Origin of the sequence: Mesorhizobium sp. B2-5-3 (assembly GCF_006441005.1) — a bacterium.
GTDB lineage: Bacteria > Pseudomonadota > Alphaproteobacteria > Rhizobiales > Rhizobiaceae > Mesorhizobium.
The window spans coordinates 22251-42928 of record NZ_VFUS01000004.1 but is presented as its reverse complement, the minus strand read 5'-3'; the positions used below and the strand labels follow the sequence as shown (position 1 = coordinate 42928).

The window sequence follows — 20678 nt, the reverse complement described above, 5'->3', positions numbered from 1 at the left end:
GCAGCGTTTGGAAATCCAGCTTTCCAGCTTACTCCACGATGACCGCTGTCTCCACCACGGCATGGAACAGCACGTCGGCTCCTGCCGCCGCCCATTCCTTGGAGATCTCCTCGGCCTCGTTGTGGCTGAGACCGTCGACGCAGGGGCACATCACCATGGCGGTCGGCGCGACGCGGTTGATCCAGCAGGCGTCGTGGCCCGCGCCCGAGACGATGTTGCGGTGCGTGTAGCCGAGCCGGTCGGCGGCATCACGGATCGCCTTGACGCAGCCCTTGTCAAAGGTGACCGGATCGAAATGGCCGACCTGCTCGATCTTGTACTGGATGTCGAGCGCCTCGCATATCGTGTCGATGCCTTCGCGGATGCGCCCATCCATGGCGTCGAGCACTTCCTTCTCCGGCGAGCGGATGTCGATGGTGAAGACCGTGCGCCCGGCGATGATGTTGCGCGAGTTCGGATAGACTTCCATGTGGCCGACCGCGCCGACGGCGTCCGGCTGGTAGTCCATGGCAATCTCGTGCACCAGTTCGATCACGCGCGCCATGCCGAGCCCGGCATTGCGGCGCTTGGGCATCGGCGTCGAGCCGGTATGCGCCTCCTTGCCGGTCAGCGTCACCTGCAGCCATTTCAGCCCCTGTCCATGGGTGACGACGCCGATGTCGATGCCTTCGTCCTCGAGGATAGGCCCTTGCTCGATATGCAGTTCGAAAAAGGCGTGGATCTTGCGATCGCCGACCTTCTCCGTGCCCTTCCAGCCGATACGCTCCAGTTCCTCGCCGAATTTCTTGCCGTTCTTGTCCGTATGCTCGTAGACGTCGGTCTGGTCGAGCACACCGGCGAACACGCCGGACGCCATCATCGCCGGGGCAAAACGCGAGCCCTCCTCGTTGGTCCAGTTCGTGACCACGATCGGATGTTTGGTCTTGATGCCGAGATCATTGAGCGAGCGGACGATCTCCAGGCCGCCGAGCACGCCGAGCACGCCGTCATACTTGCCGCCGGTCGGCTGCGTGTCGAGATGGCTGCCGACATAGACCGGCGGCAGGCTGGGATCGGCGCCTTCGCGCCTGGCAAACATGGTGCCCATCTCGTCGACGCCCATTTCGAGCCCGGCCGCGTCGCACCAGCGCTTGAACAGATGCCGGCCCTCGCCGTCCTCGTCGGTCACGGTCTGGCGATTGTTGCCACCGGCAATGCCGGGGCCGATCTTCGCCATCTCCATGATGGAATCCCACAAACGGTCTGAATTGATTCGCAGATTCTCGCCGGGTGCGGCCATTCAAAACCTCTCCAATTGCGTGGCGTTCCCCTCCCCCTCGAGGGGAGGGTGGCCGCGAAGCGGTCGGGTGGGGTCGCCGGACATGCGCTCGACCTTCCCTTTGACCACCTGCGCAACATGCCAAGGGTTGTTTATGACATCGGGCTCATCGACGCGAAAGACATCAAAGCCGAGCGAGCGCAGATAGGCATCACGAACGGCATCATGCCGCTTGCCCTTCTCGTGTTCGTGCAGATCGCCATCAACTTCAACGATCAGCTTCACGGCGAGGCAGGCAAAGTCAACGATATAAGGCCCGATCGGACACTGACGACGAAACTTGATGCCGGCCGATTTCAGCTCGCGCAGTTCATACCAGAGCAAGGATTCACCCCTGGTTGCGTGAACTCGAAGCGCGCGCGCCTTTTGGCGCATTTCGTAGCTCACGCGAGTGCGGGGCATCAACGGCAGCCTCGCGGCAACAGATCAGGTCGGCACCCCGTCGCACCGACCCCACCCGACCGCTTCGCGGCCACCCTCCCCTCGAGGGGGAGGGATATCCGCGCCCAGTTCTTCAATCGATCGACCTCAGTACCTCACGCACATGATCGATCAGTTCGTTGATCTGGCCCTTGGTGATGATCAGCGGCGGCGACAGCGCGATGATGTCGCCGGTAGTGCGGATCAGCGCGCCGCGCTCGAACGCCTTGACGAAGGCCGAGAAGGCACGCTTGGTCGGCTGCCCGGCGATCGGCGCCAGCTCGATCGCACCGATCAGGCCGATGTTCCTGATATCGATGACATGCGGCTCGCCCTTCAGCGAATGCAGCGCGTCTTCCCAATAGGGCGCCAGTTCCTCGCCGCGTGTGAGCAGGCCCTCTTCCTTGTAGGTGTCGAGCGTGCCGAGCGCCGCGGCGCAGGCGATCGGATTGCCGGAATAGGTGTAGCCGTGGAAGAACTCGATCATGTGCTCGGGGCCGGTCATGAAGGCGTCGTGGATTTCCTTCTTCACGAACACCGCGCCCATCGGGATGACGCCGTTGGAGACGCCCTTGGCGGTGGTCATGATATCAGGCGTGACGCCGAAATAATCGGCCGCGAACGGCGCGCCAAGACGGCCGAAACCGGTGATGACCTCGTCGAAGATCAACAGGATGCCGTGCTTGGTGCAGATTTCGCGCAGCTTCTGCAAATAGCCCTTGGGCGGCAGGATGACGCCGGTGGAGCCGGCGACCGGCTCGACGATAACGGCCGCGATGGTCGAGGCGTCATGGAGCGCAACGATGCGCTCCAGCTCGTTGGCCAGCTCCGCGCCATGTTCCGGCACGCCCTTGGAGAAGGCGTTCTTCTCCGGCAGGTGTGTGTGCGGCATATGGTCGACGCCGCCGAGCAGCGTGCCGAACATCTTGCGGTTGGTGACGATGCCGCCGACCGAGATGCCGCCGAAATTGACGCCGTGATAGCCGCGCTCGCGTCCGATCAGACGGGTGCGCGAGCCCTCGCCCTTCACGCGGTGATAGGCGATCGCCATCTTCAACGCGGTCTCGACCGATTCCGAACCGGAATTGGTGAAGAACACGTGATCCATGCCCCTCGGCGCGACGTCGACCAGGCGGTTGGCCAGTTCGAACACGATCGGGTGGCCCATCTGGAAGGCCGGAGCGTAGTCGAGCTCGGCGGCCTGCTGCTGGATCGCCTCGGTGATCTTGGGCCGGCAATGGCCGGCATTGACGCACCAGAGGCCGGCGGTGCCGTCCAGCACCTTGCGGCCGTCGCTGGTCGTGTAGTGCATGTCCTTGGCGGACACGAACATGCGCGGCGCCTGCTTGAACTGCCGGTTTGCCGTGAACGGCATCCAGAATGCACTGAGATCGTTCGGCGTGACTTTCAGCCGGTTGGACATGACCAAGACTTCCCCTTGTAACCTGTTTCGGTACGTCCAACGCTTGGTCTTTGCCGCGCTTTCGTGCTACGCAAATTTTTGACCGATTGGACAAACGTTAGCACCGCCCTGTCGGCGGTCAAGGGATTACTAGCGGAAATGCGGCTCCTGAAGTGCGTTCCACAGGCCGGGGAAAAACTGGTCCAGAGAATTGGGCCAGACCGCTTTCAACACGAGGGCGCGCAACGGTGAACACCAGCACGGAAGCCCCTCGCCGTACCCGCATCCAGCAGGAGAAGCGCGAACTCATTCTCGAAGCCGCGCTCGAGGTGTTCTCCACCAATGGCTTCCGCGGCTCGACCATCGACCAGATCGCCGAAGCCGCTGGGATGTCGAAGCCCAACCTGCTCTATTACTTTCGCCGCAAGGAAGACATTCACGAGACGCTGATGCAGCGCCTGCTCGACACATGGCTGGCGCCGCTCAGGGAACTCGACGACATCGGCGATCCCCTGACCGAGCTCAGGAGCTACATCAGGCGCAAGCTTGAAATGGCGCGCGATTTTCCGCGCGAGAGCCGGCTGTTCGCCAACGAGATTCTGCAGGGCGCACCACGCATCATGCCCTTGCTGACCGGCGAACTGAAGACGCTGGTCGACGAGAAGGCAACCGTCATCAAGGGCTGGATGCGCGCTGGCAAGATCGCCAGGACGGATCCTTGGCACCTGATCTTCTCGATCTGGGCGACGACCCAGCACTATGCCGATTTCGACGTCCAGGTCCGCGCCGTGCTCGGCCCGAACCGCGGCGGCGACGGCCGCTTCGAGGACGCAGCGAGATTCCTGGAGCAATTATTTCTCGACGGGTTGAAGCCGAAGGCCTGACCCTGCGCTGAAGGCTCAGGCGCTGCGCCGCTCGGCCGGCAGTGCATCAAGCAAGCTCTGCAGCTTGGCGATCGAGTTCTGCTCGGCCAGCGGCGTGTAGACGACCAGCCGCATGTCGGATCCATCGTCAATCGACAGGCTCATATGCTCGAAGGCCATGGCGCCGGCCGTCGGATGGCGGACGTGCTTCAGACCCGTCAGCTTTCGCGCTACGTCACGTCGGGGCCACCAATCGCGGAACTCGGGGCTCGAGCGCATCATCAGCGCGATCAGCCGGTCGAAATCGGGATCACCGACATATTTGGCGCTTTCGGCGCGAAACGAAGCGAGCACCACGCGAGCAAGCTCTTCCCAGTCGACAAGCAGGCGGCGATGGTGCGGGTTGGTAAATACCATGTGGACCATGTTGCGGGCGTCGCCTTCCAGCAAGCCATAATCGCCGAACACCGCGGCGGCTGCCGGGTTCCAGGCGAGCACGTCCCAGCGCCGGCCAACCACATAGGCAGGCTGCAGCACAAGGCTTTGCAGCATGTGCAGCAACGGCCCGTCGACCTTTTCGGGCGTTGCCCCACGACGCTCCGGCTGCTGGCGGCCGGCGAGGATGAACAAATGCCGCTTCTCGACAGCGTCGAGGCGCAGCGCCTCGCAGAGCGCCGCCAGCACCTCTACGGAGGGCCTGACATCCCTGCCTTGTTCCAGCCAGGTGTACCAGGTGGTGCCGACACCGGCGATCATCGCCACCTCCTCGCGCCGCAGGCCCGGCGTGCGCCGCCGCGCGCCGCAGGCAATGCCGGCGGCCTGTGGCGAAAGCCTCTCGCGGCGCGAGCGCAGGAAGGCGCCGAGCTCGCGCCGGCGGCTGTCTTCAGCGGAATGAGAAGGAGCATCCATGACCCTATTATAGCAGTACCGATACCAGGATAAAGTTTGAACTGTTTGGCGCGCACCCGCTGCCCCATCTTCTGTCGAGAGCAACGAATGGAGGCTCAAACATGGACCTGAAAGACAAGACAATCCTGATCACCGGCTCGACCGACGGTGTCGGCCGGGTCGTCGCGCAACGGCTGGGCGCAGGTGGCGCCCGGGTGCTGGTGCACGGACGCGACGCGGCGCGCGGCAAGGCCACGGTCGCGGACATCGAGGCGGCCGGCGGCAAGGCCGAGTTCTTCGCAGCCGACCTCGCCTCGCTGGCCGAGGTGCGCCGGCTCGCCGAGGCCGTGCGTGAAAAAACTGCTCGGCTCGACATCCTCATCAACAATGCCGGCGTCGGCACGGCTGGCCAAAACGCCAAAAGGCAGGTCAGCGCCGACGGCTATGAACTGCGCTTCGCCGTCAACTATCTCGCCGGCTTCCTGCTTACGGAGGAATTGCTGCCCCTGCTGAAGGCCAGCGCGCCGGCGCGTATCGTCAACGTCGCCTCGGCGGGCCAGCAGGCCATCGACTTTAGCGACGTCATGCTTACCCATGGCTACAGCAGCGTGCGCGCCTACTGCCAGAGCAAGCTGGCGCAGATCCTGTTCACCATCGATCTCGCCGAGCAGCTCAAGGGCAGCGGGGTTACTGTGAACGCCCTGCACCCGGCGAGCTACATGAACACCACGATGGTCCGCCAGGCAGGCGTCACGCCATGGAGCTCGGTGGAGACCGGCGCCGAGGCCATTGTCAATCTCGCCACCTCCCCCGCGCTCGAAGCGCGCAGCGGCCTCTATTTCGACGGCCTGCGCGAATCCCGCGCCGACGCCCAGGCTTACGACGCCAGAGCAAGACAACAATTGCGCGACTTGAGCCTCGACCTAGTCGGGCAGGCTACAGTGAAGAAGGAAGAGCGTTCATGACCAGCAAGATCGAACATACAGTCGTCATCGGTGGCTCGTCCGGGATCGGCCTGGCGACCGCGCGCAAACTGCTCGGCCCCGGCATGAAGGTGACCATCACCGGGCGCAATCAGGACAAGCTCGTCAGCGCATGGAAAAGTCTCGGTGGCGCCGTCGACAAGGCGGCGTTCGATGCCGCCAAGCCCGACGAGGTGCGCCAATTCTTCGAGCGCATCGGCCCGTTCAACCATCTCGTTTTGGCGGCGAGCGGCGGCAAGGGCCTTGGCCCGTTCGAAACACTCGACCTTGCCGATATCGCTGGCGGCGTCGACGAAAAGGTGCGGCCGCAATTATCCTGCTTGCAGGCGGCCTTGCCAACGCTGGACAAATCAGGATCGGTCACCTTCATCTCGGCGGTATCCGCCCAGCTCGCCACGCCGGGCGTCGCCGGCATCGGCGCCGTCAATGGCATGCTCCTGACGGTGGCACCGATCCTGGCCGTCGAGCTGAAGCCACTGCGCGTCAACGTCGTGGCGCCCGGCGTCATCGACACGCCCTGGTGGGACTTTCTGCCGGACGAGCAGCGGCAGGCGATCTTTGCCGACTATGCCGGCAAGACACCGGTCGGCCGCATCGGCCGCGCCGAGGACGTCGCCTCGGCGATAGCCTTCCTCGTCTCCAACGGCTTCATGACCGGCCAGGTATTAACCTGCGATGGTGGTTTGCGGTTCGCGGCCTAGCTGCAACTGTCAAAGCGACTGGGCGATCAGTGTCAGGAAGCCGCCGCTCAGCGCGACATTGCCAACAAAACCATTGATACGCGACGCACGCTCCTGTCCCTGATGATCCCAGAAATTGTGGAACATCGGCGTGGCGACGATCAGGAACAGCACCAGCACCGCACAGGCAGTGGCGGTCCAGAAGCCCGTCACCACCAGCACGCCGGCGACGATCTGCAACACGATGCCGGCCCAAAGTGCCAGCCGCGCCTGCGGCACACCGCGCGCGACCATCAGCCCCGTCAAGAAGCCCGCGTTCTGGATGTTGCGCAAGCCGGCGAAGACAAACCCGCCGCCAAGCAACAGCCGGCCGAGAACCAACAAGGCGGCGGGTAAATCGGCAAGCATCAAACGCTCTCCCTTTGAAATAATGGGAGCGCCGCCTCCCTTGGCGGCGCTCCGATCGTGATCGAACAATCAGGCGGCCTTGGCGGCAGGCATCGGATGAATGGCGTGGAACGGAATGCAAAGCCGGTTCCAGGTATTGATCATGCCCAGCGCCACGGAGAGCTTGACCAACTCCTCTTCCGAGAAATGTTCCAGCGTGCGGGCATAGAGTTCGTCCGAAACACCATTGTTGGCGATCAGCGTCACGGCCTCGGTCCAGGCCAAAGCGGCGCGCTCGCGCTCCGAAAACAGCGGCGATTCCTTCCAGGCCGAAACCAGATAAAGCCGCTGTTCGGTCTCGCCGTCGCGCCTCGCCTCACGGCTGTGCATCTCGACACAGAAGGAGCAGCCATTGATCTGTGAGGCCCTGAGCTTGATCAGGTGCAGCAGGCTTTCCTCGAGCCCGCATTCGTCGACCGCCTTATTGAGCGCCGACACCGCTTTCATGATCTCGGGCGCCTTGGCGAAGAACTGGAGCCTCTGTCTCATCATCTTTCCTTTCATGCTTGCTTGGTTGAACTGGATTTCTGCTGCCGCTGGTGGCGCTCGGTGAAAGCGCAGCTTGCCGCGACCGACCGCGGATCGGCGCCTTTCATGAAGTCCGACACGATGTCGGACAGCCTGACCTCGGCCAGCGCCGCGCGATAGGCGCGCTCCGCCTTCAGCATCGCAGCATTGATGCCGCACGGCCTGACATAGGCCGATGCATCGAGTTTCGTCGGGCCGCGCTGGCGGATTTCGCCGCATCGGAAAGCCGGCTCGCGCCCTTCGACCGCCAGCACGATGTCCAGCAGCGTGATGCGTTCGGCCGGTTTCGCCAACCGGTAGCCGCCCGCCGGCCCAGGAACGGATTCCAGGATGCGCGCAGCGGTGAGCATGTTGAGATGTTTCAGGAGATAGCTCGGCGACAGGCCAAACGCCTCCGCCAGGGCCGCACCTGGCATGGTGCTGTCGCCATCGACGCCAGCCAGCGTCGCCGCGCAGTGGATGGCCGCTTCGACGCCATCGCCGAGTTTCATGATACCAATCTCCAATACATGGATAACTTATATCCTGGATATTTTGTATCTGCAATAGCAAAATGAAAACGGCGCCCGAGGACGCCGCTTTTTCCTTGATTGTTCCGCCCTACTCCGCCGCCACCTTGGCCATTGGGTTGTTCGGGTGCGTGGTCCAGTTGGCGTAGACCGGCGACACAGGCATGCCGGTGCGCTGGTCCATCACCCCGGCGGCCAGCGGCTCCATGGTGATGCAGTTGTCAACCGGGCAGACATTGACGCAAAGATTGCAGCCGACGCATTCGGCCTCGATCACCTCGAAATGCCTGACGCCGTCGACCATGCTGGTGATCGCCTGATGCGAGGTGTCCTCGCAGGCGATGTGGCAGCGGCCGCATTTGATGCAGGCATCCTGGTCGATATGCGCCTTGGCGACATAGTTGAGGTTGAGATACTGCCAGTCCGTGACATTGGGCGTGGCACGGCTGATGATGTCGTCGAGCGAGCGATGGCCCTTCTCGTCCATCCAGTTTTCGAGACCGGCGATCATCTCCTGCACGATCTTGAAACCGTAGGTCATCGCGGCCGTGCACACCTGCACGTTTCCGGCGCCGAGCGCCATGAACTCGGCAGCGTCGCGCCAGGTGGTGATACCGCCAATGCCGGAGATCGGCAGCCCCTGCGTTTCGGGGTCGCGCGCGATCTCGGCCACCATGTTCATGGCGATCGGCTTCACCGCAGGGCCGCAATAACCGCCATGCGAGCCCTTGCCGTCGATGGTCGGCATCGGCGCGAAGCTGTCGAGATCGACGCCGGTGATCGAGTTGATGGTGTTGATCAGCGACACCGCGTCGGTGCCGCCGGCATGTGCTGCTCGCGCCGGCTTGCGGATATCGGTGACGTTGGGCGTCAGCTTGGTGATGACGGGCATGCGCGTGTACTGCTTGCACCAGCGCACAACCATTTCGATATATTCCGGCACCTGGCCGACGGCGGCGCCCATGCCGCGCTCCGACATGCCGTGCGGGCAGCCGAAATTGAGCTCGATGCCGTCGGCGCCGGTTTCCTCGACAAGCGGCAGGATCGCCTTCCAGCTTTCCTCGACGCAAGGCACCATGATCGAGGCGATCAGCGCCCGGTCGGGCCACTCCATCTTGACCTGCTTCATCTCACGCAGATTGGTCTGCAAGTCGCGGTCGGTGATCAGCTCGATGTTGTTGAGGCCGAGCAGACGGCGGTCGGCGCCCCAGATCGCGCCGTAGCGTGGGCCATTGACGTTGACCACCGGCGGGCCCTCTTCGCCCAGCGTCTTCCAGACGACACCGCCCCAACCGGCCTTGAAGGCGCGCACGACATTGTAGGCCTTGTCGGTCGGCGGCGCCGAGGCCAGCCAGAACGGATTGGGCGATTTGATGCCGACGAAATTATTCCTGATATCTGCCATGCTCATGCCCTCCCGTTCGAGGTCAGTGCCCGGTGAATGGATTCCGCCGCATCACGCCCTTGCGCCACGGCCGAGACGGTCAGGTCGTCGCCACCGAATATGCAGTCGCCGCCGGCCCAGACCTTGGCCAGCGAGGTGCGCCCTTCCGCATCGACCTTGATGCGCCCGGCCTCGAGCTCGATCGCAGCACCGCTGCCGTTGAGCGCAGCGGGGACGAAACTCTGTCCGATCGCCTTGAACACCTGGTCGGCAACGAGGGTCAGCGTCTCGCCGGTGCCGGCAAGACTGTCGCCGTTCATGGCGGTGTATTCAAGCTCGATGGCATTGACCTTGCCGCCTTCGGCAATCACCCGCTTCGGCTGTAGCCAGTGTCGGATGACGACGCCGTTGGCGGCCGCCAGGTCCTGCTCGAATTCGGAAGCATTCATATGTTCCTGGCCGCGCCGGTAGCAGATCGTCACCTCCTCGGCGCCAAGCAGCTTCGACTGCACCGCGGCATCGATCGCCGTCATGCCGCCGCCGATGACGACGACGCGGCGGCCGACCGGCAGGCCGGAGAGATCGCTGGCTTGGCGCAGCTCGGAGATGAACTCGACGGCGTTGGTGACGCCCACGGCGGCCTCGCCATCGGCGCGCAGCGCATTGACGCCGCCGAGCCCCATGCCCAGAAACACCGCGTCATAATTGCGGATCAGGTCGGAGAGCTGATAGTCGCGGCCGAGCGCCTTACCGTTCTGGATATCAATCCCGCCAATCGAGGTGACGTACTCGACCTCGGCTTGGGCGAAATTGTCGACGCTCTTATAAGCGGCGATGCCGTATTCGTTGAGCCCGCCCGCCTTCGCGCGCGCTTCCAGGATTGTGACGTCGTGGCCATGGCGGGCGAGCCGATGTGCGGCGGCAAGGCCGGCCGGCCCGGCGCCCACCACGGCGACCGCCTTGCCTGTCGGTGCGGCACGTGGATAAAATTGCCTGTTCTCGCTCATCGCGATATCGGTGGCATAGCGCTGCAGCCGACCGATCTGCACCGGCTTGCCTTCCGCCACTTCGCGCACGCAGACCTCCTCGCACAGCGTTTCGGTCGGGCACACGCGGGCGCACATGCCGCCCAGAATGTTCTGGTCGAAAATGGTCTTGGCCGAGCCGATCGGATTGCCCGTGGAGATCTGGCGGATGAACAGTGGAATGTCGATCGAGGTCGGGCATGCGTTCATGCACGGCGCGTCGTAGCAGAAATAGCAGCGGTCGGCTTCGACCAGCGCCTCGTGGTGGTCGAGCGGCGGATGCAGGTCGGAAAAATTGTCCGCATACTGATCGGCAGGCAGCCGGCCGCCTGCAATGCCTTCCCTGAACTGGCCTTCTGCCATCGTCAGTTCCCCTTGTTTTCGTTTTAGGGAAGGCTAGCACGTTTTATTTTTTTATCAATTGGTCAATTTTCTACATAAGCCTCTGAAAAGGCTCGAATAAAACATGATAATTTAGTTCACGTTTAATATCGTAATGCGCGAATGTCGAACCTTCGAGGAAGGACGGTCCGCTAAGCGGCAGGCCGTAATCATGGCATGCCTGTCGAGCCGCAATTTTTCCTCCGCTGTCGGATTTCCGTCTCGAAGATCGTCCTATGATGGATCGAAGGACGATCGACGCAAAAGGTGAGGAGACCGACGATGCCGAAATCCCCAATGCCCTTCTTCTGGTACGAATTGATGACATCAGACCTCGACGCCGCCGAGGCGTTCTATACCAAGGTGGTCGGCTGGACCGCGCAAGCCTTCGACAAGGCTCCCGGCATGCCGCGCTACATCGTCATGAATGTCGGCGAGCGTGGCGTCGGCGGGCTGATGACGATGCCTGAGGATGCCGCCAAGATGGGCATGCCTCCCGCCTGGCTTGGCTACATCCACACCAGGGATGTCGATGCTGCCGCGGCGTCGCTGCAGAAGGCCGGCGGCGCCGTTCATCGCCAGCCCGACGACATTCCGGGCGTCGGCCGCTTCGCCGTCGTCGCCGATCCGCAAGGCGCGACCTTCATGTTCCTGCAGCCGAACGGGCCTGACCAGCCGGTCGTGCCGGCCAGCACGCCGGGCCATATCGGCTGGCACGAGCTTTACACAACCGACTGGAAGGCCGCGTTCGACTTCTATTCCAGCCAGTTCGGATGGACCAATGCCGGCGATTTCGACATGGGGCCGATGGGAACCTATCAAACCTTCGCGGCCGGCCCCGAATCCGGTGGCGGCATCATGAACAAACCCGAACAGATCCCGGTGCCGGTCTGGCAGTTCTATTTCAACGTAACCGCCATCGACGCGGCGGCAAAACAGGTGACCGACAATGGCGGCAAGATCCTAATGGGCCCGATGGAGGTCCCCGGCGGCAGCTGGATCGTGCAGTGCCAGGATCCGCAAGGCGCCCATTTCGCCTTGATGGCGCCCGGACGGTAAGGGGCTCAACGTCGCACAGGAGGACGGCCTTTGATCGTAAGATTGAGGGCCGTGTCCTCGCTTGGCGCCGAGCTATTCCGGCGTCAGCACCGCGACTTTCAGGCCTGCCTTTTTTGCACCGCTGAACTGGACGGTGGCCGGGCCGGGCGCAAGCTTGAACCGAACGCTTTTGCGAATGTCCGGACAGGTCTTGACCCCGCTGTAGCCGGCCAATTTCACGGTATGGCCGTCTTGAATGACATCGATCCAGGCTTCGCCCGACAGGCTTATCTGGATGCCCCCTTCCGGCGGCACAACCATGCTGGCGACAGCGCCGAACGTGCCAGGCGCCGGGGCACGTTCCGGCGGGAGGGCGAATTCCGCTGTCTCGGCCGGCACCAGAACCAGATCGGCGGCAGCGCCGACCGCCAGCGTCGTCCCCGACGCAGCAGAAGGAGGCGCGGCGAACAGCGCCTGCTCGCGCGTTACCGGCCATTTGAAAGCCTCGCAGCCGGCATCCTCGGCCATCGCGAAGCTGGTACCGGCAAGGATTGCGAAAAAGCTGATGACGACTTTTTTCATAGCGAGAGACCCCCAAACGATTTCAACTATCTACAGATCGATACAACCAGAGGGATAATAATGCAACCTTAGGGAGAAAATATCGACGCGTTGCGGAACATCTCGCATCACCGATTGTTGATGTCCGGTAGCGGGAAGTGAATGGTCCATCTCGGGGCGATAATCTAGGCCGGACCTGGGGGGTGAAAACGGAGTTTCAGATGGCGCTTTTTGAAGGCTTGGCCCGATACCAGCCACAGGCGCTCGGCGTTCTGCGCATCATAACCGCGCTGCAATTCATCGAGCATGGCAGCCAGAAGCTGTTCAATTTCCCGGCAAGCGCCGAACCCCACGCCCTCAGCGGGTTGACGCTGACAGCCGGCATTCTCGAGTTCGCCGGCGGCATCCTGCTCGCGCTGGGGCTGTTTACCCGCCCAGTCGCCTTCCTTCTGGCGGGCGAGATGGCGATCGCCTATTTCATGGCGCACATGCCGCGCGGCTTCTTCCCGGTCAACAATGGCGGCGATTTGGCGATCTCGTTCTGCTTCATCTTCCTCTATCTGTTCTTCGCCGGCCCTGGCGCCTTTGCGCTCGACAATCGCCGCGCTGCCTGATGCGAGCCGGATGCGGATTTTTCACGCCCGCATCCGCTCCAAATTGGCGTCGAACAGCGGCACCGGCTGCATGCGTGCGGCATGGCGCTTGCCGAGGATTTCGATCTCGAAGCCTTCGCTCTCCTCGGCGATCTCCTTCGGCACGTAGCCCATGGCCACCGATTTCCTTGAATGATGCGCATAGCCGCCTGACGTCACCCAGCCACGCACCGTGCCGCCGAACCAGATCGGCTCGTCGCCGATGACATCGGCGTCGGCAGCCTCGACGATGAAGGCGCGCAGCCTGAGCCTGCCGCCCTGCTTGCGCTCAGCCAACGCCGCGGTCTTGCCTATGAAATCGGCTTCCTTGCCATAGGCGACAAAGCGATCGAGCCCTGCCTCCAGCGGTCCGTAGATCGGCCGGTATTCGCGCGCCCACGAGCCATAGTTCTTTTCCAGCCGCAGTGCGTTCAGCGCACGGGAGCCGAACAGGCCAATGCCGAACTCCTCGCCCGCCGCCATCAGCGCCTGGAACGCCGCGCGCTGATATTCCGGCGCCACCCAGATTTCATAGCCGAGATCACCGGTGTAGCTGACGCGGCCTACCAGGCACGGCGCCATGCCGATATCCATCTTGCCGATGGCGATGAAGGGAAAGGCGGCGTTCGAGACGTCCGTCCGCGTAACCTTGGCCAGCACGTCCCGCGCCTTCGGCCCGGCGACGGCAAGGCCGGTGAGTTTCGCGCCCGAAGCCTCGATGCGGACAGAACCATCCGCGGGCAGATGCTTTTCGAACCAGCGCATATGGTACTGCTCGGCAATGCCGGAACCGGCGATGAACCACTCCTCGCCGCCGAGATTGGCCAGCGTGAAATCGCCGATGAGCTTGCCGTCCTCCTTCAGCATAGGCGCCAGCGTCATGCGGCCTGGCCTCGGCAGCTTGCAGGCGAGCAGCCGGTCGAGCCATGCAGCAGCCCCCTCGCCTGTCACGCCGTATTTGGCGAAATTCGAAATCTCGGCGATGCCGACGCCCCCGCGAACGTTTGCAACCTCCCTGCCGACATGCGCGAAATCGCTCGAGCGACGCCACGAGAACTCGTCCTTGACGCCTTCGGGCGCGTACCAGAGCGGCACTTCCAGCCCATAGGACACGCCCCATTGCGCGCCCTTGGCCGACAGCAGGTCATAGACCGGCGTGGTCTTCAGCGGCCGTCCGGCGGGCAATTCCTCATTGGGGAAGCGTATCGAAAAGCGCCTGGAATAGTTCTCGCGCACCTTAGCGTTGGTGTAGGCCATCGTCGCCCAGTCGCCATAGCGCGACACGTCCATGGCCCAGATGTCGGCGCCGGGATCGCCCTCGATCATCCAGTTGGACAGCGCGAGCCCAACGCCGCCGCCCTGGCTGAAACCGGCCATGACGCCGCAGGCCACCCAGAAGCCCGGCAAACCGCGCACCGGCCCGACCAGCGGGTTGCCGTCAGGCGCGAAGGTGAAGGGTCCGTTGATGATCTGCTTGATGCCGGTGTTCTGAAAGGCCGGGAAATGCCGGAAGCCGACTTCCAGCGACGGCGCGATGCGGTCGATGTCCGGCTCCAGCAATTCATGGCCGAAATTCCACGGCGTCTGGTGCTCGGACCATGCCTTGTTGGCCTTCTCATAGGTGCCCATCAGCATGCCGCCGCGCTCCTGGCGCAAATAGAGCTCGCCGTCGAAATCGACGGCGTGGATGATCTCGGTGCCGGTCTTGGCGTTCCAGGCGGCGACCTCCGGCATGTCCTCGGTGATCAGATACATGTGCTCCATGGCCAGCACCGGCAGTTCGAGCCCGACCATGCGGCCGACCTCGCGCGCCCAAAGGCCACCGGCGTTGACGACATGCTCGGCCACGACCTCGCCCTTGTTGGTGATGACGCGCCACAGCCCGTCGGGACGCCGCACGATGTCCTCGACCTTGGTGAAGCGCTCGACCTCGGCGCCCAGCTTACGCGCAGCCTTGGCATAGGCATGGGTGACGCCGGAGGGATCGAGATGGCCGTCCTCCTTGTTGCGGACAGCGCCGACGAACTGCTTGGGGTCGAGCAGAGGCATCAGTTCGGCCGCTTCTTTCGGCGAGATTTCTTCGAGATCGATGCCGAGATAGCGACCCTTGGCGACGACGCCACGCAGCCAGTCGAGCCGTGCCTCGGTCGCCGCCAGCAGCACGCCGCCGGTCAGATGCACGCCGGTCGCCTGGCCGGAAAGCTCCTCGATCTCCTTGTAGAGGTTGATCGTGTATTTCTGCAGCTTGGCGACGTTGGGATCGCCATTGATCGTGTGCATGCCGCCGGCTGCGTGCCACGTCGAGCCTGAAGTCAGCTCGTCTCGCTCCAGAAGCACGACGTCGGTCCAGCCATGGCGGGCGAGATGGAACAGCACGGAACACCCGACAACCCCGCCGCCAATGACCACGACCTTTGCATGCGATTTCATGGGTTCTTCTCTGATATCAGTGAGTTGGATGGGCTAGATGATTCAAAACGGGACGTTCGTGGCGCATCACGGCTCGCCCGCCCCAATCTCTTCCTTGCGCTTGGTCACGTAGGCCTCCAGCGCTTCGCGCACGGTGACGTCCATCGGCGGCTCGATATAGTCTTCGAGCGCCTTCTTCCACAACCGCGTGGCGCGCGCGGTTGCGTCGAGGCCGCCGGCTTCCTGCCAGGCTTCAAAATTCTGCCAGTTCGAAAGCATCGGCTGATAGAAGGCCGTCGCATAACGTTCCAGCGTGTGCGGCTCGCCGAAGAAATGGCCGCCGGTCGGCACCGCGCCCAGCGCCTCGACGGCAAGCTCGGCCTCGTCGACCACGATCGGGCGCAAAAACTCCATCATGTGCTGGATCATTTCGACGTCGATGATGAATTTCTCGAACGACGCCGTCAGCCCGCCCTCCTGCCAGCCGGCGGCGTGATAGACGAGGTTGCCGTGGCCGAGCACAGCGCCCCACAGCGCCATCAACGTCTCGTAAGCGCCTTGCGCATCGGCGGCGTTGGAGGCCGAGCCCGGTGTTGTCCGGTAGGGCAGCCCGTAACGCCGTGCCAATTGCCCCGACGCGATGTTGGCCTTGGTGTTTTCAGGCGTGCCGAAGGCCGGCGCGCCCGACTTCATGTCGACATTGGAGGTAAAGGCGCCATACATGACCGGCGCGCCCGGACGCACAAGTTGCGTCAGGACTACGCCGAACAGTGCTTCCGCATTCTGCTGCGCGAGCGCACCCGCCAGCGTCACCGGGCTCATCGCGCCCATCAGCGTGAACGGCGTCACTGCCACAGACTGGCCGAATTCGGCCATCGTCATCAGCCCCTCGGCCATCATCTCGTCGAAACGGCGCGGCGAGTTGACCGAGATGATGGTGGCGATGCCGGGATCGTCGCGCAACTGGTCCAGCGTCAGCCCGCGCGCGATCGCCATCATCTCGATCCCGTCCAGCGCCCTGCCCCGGCCGATCGCCGAGACATGGAAGCTTTTGTCGGTCAGCGTCAGATTGGTGAAATAGGTGTCGAGATGGCGCGAATTGGCCGGCAATTCGACCGGCGCGCAGACCTGGTTGCCGAGCATGTGCACGCAGTTGAAATGCTGTGCCAGCCGGGTCAGGTCCGCATAGTCGCGCAAATTGCCGGGGCGGCGGCCCCGCGCCATGTCGTGCACGTTGGGCGGCCCCGCAACGAGCGTGAAATTGATTGTGTTGCCGCCGAGATGAACGGCGTTGGCCGGATTGCGCGGTGTAAGGGAATAATTGGACCGCGTCGTCTTCAGCGCCTCGTCGACCATGCCGCGGTCAATGCGCACGTTCGCGGACGCGTGGTCCACGCTGGCACCGGCCTGCTCGAACAGCGAGAGCGCCCGCGGGCTCATCACCTCGATGCCGAAATTCTCCAATATGTGGATCGACGCCTGGTGGATCGCCTCGATCTGGTCGGGCGACAGCAAGGCCATCGGCGGATAAGGATTGGTCACCCGCCTCGCCGGCAGCTGCGGGATAGGCCCTGGTCCCCGGTTGCTGGTGCGCTCGGCGCCGCGCTTGCGTCTTGGTTCGTTCATGCCAGGCATCAAAGCCTCGGCAAACCGCGCCAGCTGTCAGAAATACGCCGTTTGCGGGCGCGATTTTAACCGAGGCGGCATTTTCGAAACATCGATTTATGAAAAGCGACAAGATATGTCGGGTGATCAATATGGCATTTTTCTGAAGCGCCCGCATCGGCGGCCCGTTAACGAGGGCAGCAAGATTCCCTTTATGATTTGAGCCTATTGCTCTGCCGATGCGTAGGTCGAGTTTTAGTAAAATTGTAGCGGTTGGTATGCTGCTGGCACTTTCGGCCTGTGCGACGGCCCCCAGCCACATCAACAATGTCTGCGCCGTCTTCGACCAGAATGACGGCTGGTTCGACAATTGGCAGTCGGCCGCCGAACGCGCCGAGCAGAAATACGGCGTGCCCGTCCCCGTGCTGATGGCGACCGTGCGCAAGGAATCGGGATTCAAGAGCAACGCCCGGCCGCCACGCACCAAACTGCTCGGTTTCATCCCATGGAAGCACGTCTCGTCGGCCACCGGCTTCTCGCAGGCGCTGGACGGCACCTGGTCGCAATATCAGAGCGAAACCGGCAACTGGGCGGCGCGCCGGACCAAATTCGCCGACGCCGTCGATTTCGTCGGCTGGTACCATTCCAAGACAGCGGATACCTACGGCGTCGCCCGCAACGACACCTACAATCTCTACCTTGCCTACTATCTCGGCTGGACCGCCTATGGCCGCGGCAATCGTGGCGATTCCGGCGCCCAGAGCTATGCCCGGGCCACCGACAAGATGGCCCGCGACTATGCCGAACAGCTAAGGCAGTGCGGCAGCTAAAGGGCTCCCGCTACAACGACAGCGCCTGTCAGCGCGGCTTCCTGCCGAACACCTTGATGTATTCCGCCTCGCCGCCCTTGGCGAGCGCCTTCGCCTGCTTGACCCAGTCCTCGCGCTCGATGCGGCCCTGGAATCTCAAATGGTCGTCGACCCACTCCCGTTCGGCCTTCTTCCACGAGGCAATTTGAGCGTAGGTGAAGATACCGAGGCCATTGAGGATGGCTTCCGTCTTCGGACCCACGCCGGATATCAATTTCAAGTCGTCCGGCTTGGCAGGCTTGGAGATGCCGGCGGGTCGGTTCCTGTCGGCCGCGCCATCACGCGCCGCGCCTGGTCTGGCCGCACGGCCGCTAATTGGTGCGACACGCGCATTCTCTGCCTGGCGGCCCTCGCCGAGCGTTCTCGGCGTGAAAGGCGCGGAGGTCGCGTTGGCATCGGTCGCCGGTGCACCTGTTTCGGAGACCTCGTCGCGCACCTCGTGGCGGCGGGCTCGCCACACGGCTTCTGTCTCCTCGGCGTCCTCTCCCACCGCGCTGGCTTCCGCACTGGCGGTCTTGCCATGTGGTCGGTTGGGTGGCTGACCGGCAAAGCCCGGGCCGGCCCCATGCGGCGCGTCGTCCGGCACGCCCTCATGGTCGGCATGCTGCTTGTCGAACTTGATCACTGGCTCCATCGTCGCCAGAACGTCGTCCGAGAGCCAGCACAGGCTCATGTGCCCGCCGCCCAGGTTCTTTACCGGCGGCACCTTGGTTTCGCAGAGATTATCCGGCACCAGTCTCTTGTAGCCGCAGCGCGTCTGGAATGGACAGCCTGTCGGCGGGTTCATTGCCGAGGGTATGTCGCCCTCCAGCACGATGTGCTTCTTGACCACGCTGGTGTCGGCGATCGGGATCGCCGAAAGCAGTGCCTCGGTGTAGGGATGATAGGGCGGCGCGAAGATCTGGTCGGTCGTACCTTGCTCGACGATATAGCCGAGATACATGACGACGACCCGGTCGGCGATATAGCGCACGACCGACAAATCGTGGCTGATGAACAGCATCGTCGTCTTGTTCTTGCGCTGGATGTCCATCAGCAGCTCGGTCACCGCCGCCTGCACCGACACGTCGAGCGCCGAGACCGGCTCGTCGGCCACCACCACCTTGGCATCGCCGGCAAAGGCGCGCGCCACGCCGATGCGCTGCTTCTGGCCACCCGAAAGCTGGCGCGGCTTGCGGCTCTCGAAGGCGCGCGGCAGCTTCACCAGGTCAAGCAATTCCAGCATGCGCTTGCGCCGGTCGGCGACGGTCTTGCCGACGTTGAATTTTTCCAGTGTGCGGATGATCTGCGAGCCGACCGAATGGCTGGGGTTGAGCGTATCGAACGGGTTCTGGAACACCATCTGGATCGACGACACCGTGTCGACGCTGCGGCTCTCGATGCCGGTCGACTGGATTTCCTTGTTGGCGAGCGTGACCTTGCCGGAGCTCGCCGTCTCGAGCCCGAGCAGTACTTTGGCCAGCGTCGATTTTCCGCACCCGGATTCGCCGACAATGGCGACGGTTTCGGATTCGCGCGCCGTAAACGAAATCGTCTCGTTGGCCTTGACGACGCGTCCCTCGCTTGAGCCGAACACCTCGCTGCCGCCAACCTTGTAGTATTTTCTCAAGTCCTCGATCTTGAGTACCGGTGCGCCAGGCACGACCTTCTCATTGACCTTTTTGGCGCCGGGCGGCAGGGCGTCCCAATCAATTTCGTTGAAGCGCACGCAGCGCGAGAAATGACCTTCATGTCCCGCGACTTCGATCATCGGGATTTCGGCGGCGTTGCAGACGCCCTCGACGAAATGGTGGCAGCGCGGACCGAAATTACAGCCCTTCGGCCTTTCATGCGGCAGGGGCAGCTGGCCGGGGATCGAGATCAGCGGCCGCGAGTTCTTATCGGCGCCCGGCAGTGGAATCGAGCGGAAAAGGCCCTGCGTATAGGGATGGCGCATCCGGTCGAACACGTCCTTGATCTTGCCGGTCTCGACGGCCTCGCCCGAATACATCACCGTGATGCGGTCGCAGGTCTCCAGGATCAGGCCAAGATTGTGCGACACGAAGATCATCGAGGTGCCGAACTTCTCGCCCAGCCCCTTGACCAGTTCGACGATACCCGCCTCCACCGTCACGTCGAGCGCCGTCGTCGGCTCGTCGAGGAGAAGCAACGCCGGCTTCGACAGCAGCGCCATGGCGATGACGATGCGCTGCTGCTGGCCGCCGGAAAGCTGGTGCGGATAGGAGCGCATCATGCGTTCCGGATCGGGAAGCTTCACTGAGCGCACCATTTCGAGCGCACGTTTATAGGCCTCTTCCTTCGACACCTTGTCGTGGATCAACGGCACTTCCATTAGCTGCTGGCCGATCTTCATCGCCGGGTTCAGGCTCGCCATCGGCTCCTGATAAATCATGGCGATCTTGTTGCCGCGGATGCTGCGCAGCTCCTCCTCGGAGAGCTCGCCCATGTCCTTGCCCTGGAACTTGATCTTGCCGCCGACGATCTTCCCGATGTTGGAGAGATCACGCATGATGCCGAGCGACACGGTCGACTTGCCGCAGCCGGATTCGCCGACAATGCCCATCGCCTCGCCGGGCATGACCGTGCAGGAAAAATCCATCACGGCCGGTATCTCGCCCTTGCGGGTGAAGAAGGAGATCGACAGGTTCTCGATCTCGATGATCGGCCCATTGTTCGGCCTGGCCGGATTTCGAACTGCCTCGTTCATGGGTCGCTCCAATCCTTGGTTTTTCCGGG

At 63.1% G+C, this 20678-nt stretch carries 19 protein-coding genes and 1 pseudogene; 7 read left to right on the top strand and 13 right to left on the bottom strand.

Annotated elements, in window-relative coordinates; all coding sequences use genetic code 11:
* Positions 1-28 precede the first annotated feature (28 nt).
* From FJ867_RS10505 to FJ867_RS10495, 3 genes are all read right to left on the bottom strand, one after another.
* Positions 29-1279, bottom strand: a complete 1251-nt coding sequence (locus tag FJ867_RS10505) for a Zn-dependent hydrolase (RefSeq protein WP_140623102.1) — start codon at positions 1277-1279, stop codon at positions 29-31.
* Positions 1280-1693: an endonuclease domain-containing protein gene (locus FJ867_RS10500; protein WP_224680270.1), complete on the bottom strand. Its 414-nt coding sequence runs from the start codon at positions 1691-1693 to the stop codon at positions 1280-1282. It lies immediately after the preceding gene.
* A 139-nt stretch (positions 1694-1832) separates the two neighbouring features.
* The gene (locus tag FJ867_RS10495; protein ID WP_140817341.1) at positions 1833-3161 is read right to left on the bottom strand and encodes an aspartate aminotransferase family protein; all 1329 of its coding nucleotides are present in this window, start codon (positions 3159-3161) and stop codon (positions 1833-1835) included.
* Positions 3162-3388: 227 nt separating this feature from the next.
* Here FJ867_RS10495 and FJ867_RS10490 point away from each other — a divergent pair, with 227 nt between their 5' ends.
* Positions 3389-4024, top strand: coding sequence for a TetR family transcriptional regulator C-terminal domain-containing protein (locus tag FJ867_RS10490; protein WP_140495120.1), 636 nt, complete (start codon positions 3389-3391; stop codon positions 4022-4024).
* Between the two features lie 15 nt (positions 4025-4039).
* On the opposite strand, the gene FJ867_RS10485 is transcribed toward FJ867_RS10490, so the two are convergent.
* Positions 4040-4912, bottom strand: coding sequence for a helix-turn-helix transcriptional regulator (locus tag FJ867_RS10485; RefSeq protein ID WP_140817339.1), 873 nt, complete (start codon positions 4910-4912; stop codon positions 4040-4042).
* Between the two features lie 101 nt (positions 4913-5013).
* Between FJ867_RS10485 and FJ867_RS10480 the strand changes: the two genes are divergently transcribed.
* Positions 5014-5856 (top strand): SDR family NAD(P)-dependent oxidoreductase, encoded by an 843-nt coding sequence (locus FJ867_RS10480; RefSeq protein WP_140817337.1) that lies wholly within the window; start codon positions 5014-5016, stop codon positions 5854-5856.
* The gene (locus FJ867_RS10475; protein ID WP_140817335.1) at positions 5853-6575 is read left to right on the top strand and encodes an SDR family oxidoreductase; all 723 of its coding nucleotides are present in this window, start codon (positions 5853-5855) and stop codon (positions 6573-6575) included. The genes FJ867_RS10480 and FJ867_RS10475 overlap by 4 nt, the downstream gene beginning before the upstream one ends.
* Before the next feature lie 9 nt (positions 6576-6584).
* Here FJ867_RS10475 and FJ867_RS10470 read toward each other — a convergent pair whose 3' ends face one another.
* The 5 genes from FJ867_RS10470 to FJ867_RS10450 all read right to left on the bottom strand — a co-directional run bounded on the left by FJ867_RS10470 (position 6585) and on the right by FJ867_RS10450 (position 10810).
* Positions 6585-6962 (bottom strand): DoxX family protein, encoded by a 378-nt coding sequence (locus tag FJ867_RS10470; protein WP_140516666.1) that lies wholly within the window; start codon positions 6960-6962, stop codon positions 6585-6587.
* Positions 6963-7031: 69 nt separating this feature from the next.
* Positions 7032-7490, bottom strand: coding sequence for a carboxymuconolactone decarboxylase family protein (locus tag FJ867_RS10465; RefSeq protein ID WP_140495113.1), 459 nt, complete (start codon positions 7488-7490; stop codon positions 7032-7034).
* A gap of 11 nt (positions 7491-7501) precedes the next feature.
* Positions 7502-8020, bottom strand: coding sequence for an Rrf2 family transcriptional regulator (locus FJ867_RS10460; RefSeq protein WP_140495111.1), 519 nt, complete (start codon positions 8018-8020; stop codon positions 7502-7504).
* A 109-nt stretch (positions 8021-8129) separates the two neighbouring features.
* The gene (gene preA / locus FJ867_RS10455) at positions 8130-9443 is read right to left on the bottom strand and encodes an NAD-dependent dihydropyrimidine dehydrogenase subunit PreA (protein WP_140521241.1); all 1314 of its coding nucleotides are present in this window, start codon (positions 9441-9443) and stop codon (positions 8130-8132) included.
* 2 nt (positions 9444-9445) lie between these two features.
* Positions 9446-10810 (bottom strand): NAD(P)-dependent oxidoreductase, encoded by a 1365-nt coding sequence (locus FJ867_RS10450; protein ID WP_140495107.1) that lies wholly within the window; start codon positions 10808-10810, stop codon positions 9446-9448.
* A 300-nt stretch (positions 10811-11110) separates the two neighbouring features.
* On the opposite strand from FJ867_RS10450, the gene FJ867_RS10445 reads away from it, so the two are divergent.
* The gene (locus tag FJ867_RS10445; RefSeq protein WP_140495105.1) at positions 11111-11887 is read left to right on the top strand and encodes a VOC family protein; all 777 of its coding nucleotides are present in this window, start codon (positions 11111-11113) and stop codon (positions 11885-11887) included.
* Between the two features lie 72 nt (positions 11888-11959).
* Here FJ867_RS10445 and FJ867_RS10440 read toward each other — a convergent pair whose 3' ends face one another.
* Positions 11960-12448: a hypothetical protein gene (locus tag FJ867_RS10440; protein WP_140495103.1), complete on the bottom strand. Its 489-nt coding sequence runs from the start codon at positions 12446-12448 to the stop codon at positions 11960-11962.
* Between the two features lie 200 nt (positions 12449-12648).
* Between FJ867_RS10440 and FJ867_RS10435 the strand changes: the two genes are divergently transcribed.
* Positions 12649-13041: a DoxX family protein gene (locus tag FJ867_RS10435; protein WP_140495101.1), complete on the top strand. Its 393-nt coding sequence runs from the start codon at positions 12649-12651 to the stop codon at positions 13039-13041.
* Between the two features lie 21 nt (positions 13042-13062).
* Here the strand turns inward: FJ867_RS10435 and FJ867_RS10430 are convergent, their stop codons facing one another.
* Positions 13063-15489 carry an FAD-dependent oxidoreductase gene (locus FJ867_RS10430; protein WP_140495099.1) on the bottom strand — a complete coding sequence of 809 codons (2427 nt, stop codon included), beginning with the start codon at positions 15487-15489 and terminating at the stop codon, positions 13063-13065.
* A 66-nt stretch (positions 15490-15555) separates the two neighbouring features.
* Positions 15556-17094: a trimethylamine methyltransferase family protein gene (locus tag FJ867_RS10425; RefSeq protein WP_140817333.1), complete on the bottom strand. Its 1539-nt coding sequence runs from the start codon at positions 17092-17094 to the stop codon at positions 15556-15558.
* On the opposite strand from FJ867_RS10425, the gene FJ867_RS10420 reads away from it, so the two are divergent.
* Positions 17093-17296, top strand: coding sequence for a hypothetical protein (locus FJ867_RS10420; RefSeq protein WP_140516680.1), 204 nt, complete (start codon positions 17093-17095; stop codon positions 17294-17296). The two genes, FJ867_RS10425 and FJ867_RS10420, sit on opposite strands and share 2 nt — an antisense overlap.
* A gap of 16 nt (positions 17297-17312) precedes the next feature.
* Positions 17313-17903, top strand: a complete 591-nt coding sequence (locus FJ867_RS10415) for a transglycosylase SLT domain-containing protein (protein WP_140817331.1) — start codon at positions 17313-17315, stop codon at positions 17901-17903.
* A gap of 544 nt (positions 17904-18447) precedes the next feature.
* Here the strand turns inward: FJ867_RS10415 and FJ867_RS10410 are convergent.
* Positions 18448-20649, bottom strand: a pseudogene (locus FJ867_RS10410) (ABC transporter ATP-binding protein); the annotation flags it as partial.
* Positions 20650-20678 lie beyond the last annotated feature (29 nt).